Consider the following 2,311-nt stretch of genomic DNA (forward strand, 5'->3'; position numbering starts at 1 on the left):
AGTCGGGGCACTGGTCGACGCCATCGCCGCGTTCGCGCTGTCCTGAGGTGCAGGGGCTCGGCTGAACTCCGGGGTGAGCTCCTGCCTCATGTCGAGGCATCGGTCATGGGACTGGACGGCTGTCGACCGGGTTGCTGTGCGGGATGTCGCTGACCTGGCCGGTCCCTGGCATCCAAGAGCGGGTCGTCGGACCTTTCCAGCTTTGGAGCCGGACGGATTGCGACATGCCGGGCCGAGTCGGGCAAGCTCACGTTTCTTCGCGACCCCTTCCTTCCGCTGTTGATCTCAGGCAAGCTCCGAATCCCCGCCGCCGAACGCATCCTCGCGGAATACGCATGACCACGAAGAAGGCAACGGGCCCACCCCGCATCGAGTACCTCAAGGTCCAGAGATTCCGCGCCCTGCGCGACGTCGAGTTCAAAGACCTGAAGCCGCTTACCGTGTTGCTCGGTCCCAACGGCAGCGGCAAGTCGACCGTCTTCGACGTATTCGCGTTCTTGGCCGAGTGCTTCGAATCGGGGCTGCGGCGTGCCTGGGACAAACGCGGACGGACGAAGGAACTGCGTTCTCGCGGTTCCGACGGGCCCGTCTCCATAGAGATCAAGTACCGCGAGCCAAGCTACCCGCTGATCACCTACCACCTGGCCGTCGACGAGACGGCCAAAGGCCCGGTCGTCGTCGAGGAGTGGTTGCGCTGGAAGCGCGGCGCCCATGGTCAGCCATTCAAATTCCTCGACTACAAGAGCGGGCAGGGCAAGGCGATCAGCGGTGATCTGCCCGATCAGCAGGATCAGCGCGTCGATTTTCCGCTGAAGAGCGCGGATCTGCTCGCGGTCAACGCGCTCGGCCAGTTCGAACAGCACCCGCGCGTCGCCGCGCTGCGCGACTTCATCACCGGCTGGCACGTCTCCTACCTCTCGGCCGACAGCGCTCGCGGGCAGCCCGAAGCAGGCCCGCAGGAGCGCCTCAGTCGCAGTGGCGACAACCTCGCCAACGTCATCCAGTACCTCGGTGAGCAGCACCCCGTACGCCTTGAACAGGTCTTCGATGTGCTCAAGACGCGGGTGCCGCGCATCGAGCGCGTGCTCGCTGAGACGATGGCGGATGGACGATTGTTGCTGCAGATCAAGGATGCGCCGTTTACGCATCCGGTGCTGGCCAAGTTCGCCTCGGACGGAACGCTCAAGATGCTGGCGTACCTCGTGATGCTGCACGATCCGAGCCCGCCCCCGTTCATCGGAATCGAAGAGCCGGAGAACTTCCTGCACCCGCGCCTCCTGCCCGAGCTTGCCGAGGAGTGCCGTGCGGCGACCGAGCGCACCCAATTGTTGGCCACTACCCACTCCCCGTTCTTCCTGAATGCACTACGCCCCGACGAGGTCAGGGTGCTCTGGCGAAATGACCAGGGCTTCACGCAGACCCGGCGCGTCTCCGACATCCAGGGCATGCCCGAGTTGATTGGGGAGGGAGCCCTTTTGGGTCACCTCTGGATGGAGGGACACCTCGGCGTCGGCGATCCACTGGTGAATCAGGGGGCTCCCACCAGGCCGCTCCGGGACGGCAAGAAGTGAGCGCCCAGCATCTCGTAGTGCTGGTCGAGGAGCCGTCGATGGAAGCGTTCCTCCGCGCGCTGCTGCCGCGCCTCCTGCCGCAAGACCGGACGTTCGAGATCCACCCATTCCAGGGCAAGAGCGACCTGCTCGGCAAGCTCCCCGCACGTCTTCGCGGCTACTCGAAGTGGCCCGAGGACTGGCGTATCGTCGTCGTGGTCGATCGCGACGAGGACGATTGCCGGAGACTGAAGCAGCACCTCGAGGATATAGCCGCTTTGGCCGGGCTCTCGACCCGATCTCGGCCGAAGCGCGGGGTGTGGCAACTCGTCAACCGCATTGCCATCGAGGAACTCGAGGCTTGGTACTTCGGCGACTGGGATGGCGTGCGCGCTGCCTATCCTGACGTGCCGGACAGCGTGCCACGCAAGTCCGGGTTTCGCGACTCAGATGCGATCTCGGGCGGCACTTGGGAAGCCTTCGAGCGCGTGCTCGGGAAACATGGCTACTTCGAAGGCGGGCTGCGCAAGATCGAGGCCGCGCGTGTGATCGGGGCCAAGTTGAAACCGCAGCGTTGCGTCTCACACAGTTTCACCGTGTTTAGGGATGCGGTCCTCGAGGCGACGGGGTGAGGCGCCGGCAGCGGTGATGAGCCGAGCTCAAGTCGAGAATGTGCCGGCGTAGTGCTCAGCGAACAGCCAAATGGTCCAACCGCCCGGCACCCAGCCCAGATCGCGGCGTAAGGGCCGCACCTTGCCCGC

2 protein-coding genes are annotated in these 2,311 nt (G+C 64.9%); both read left to right on the forward strand.

All coding sequences use genetic code 11. The annotated features are described in order from the left end of the window. Positions 1 to 335 precede the first annotated feature (335 nt). A complete protein-coding gene (locus H6718_00180) occupies positions 336 to 1,571 on the forward strand; it encodes an AAA family ATPase (GenBank protein ID MCB9583778.1) in 1,236 nt (411 codons plus the stop codon). Further along, positions 1,568 to 2,182 (forward strand): DUF4276 family protein, encoded by a 615-nt coding sequence (locus H6718_00185; protein ID MCB9583779.1) that lies wholly within the window; start codon positions 1,568 to 1,570, stop codon positions 2,180 to 2,182. The genes H6718_00180 and H6718_00185 overlap by 4 nt, the downstream gene beginning before the upstream one ends. The last annotated feature ends 129 nt before the right edge of the window (positions 2,183 to 2,311 follow it).

Source organism: Polyangiaceae bacterium (genome assembly GCA_020633205.1).
Lineage (GTDB): Bacteria > Myxococcota_A > Polyangia > Polyangiales > Polyangiaceae > JAHBVY01.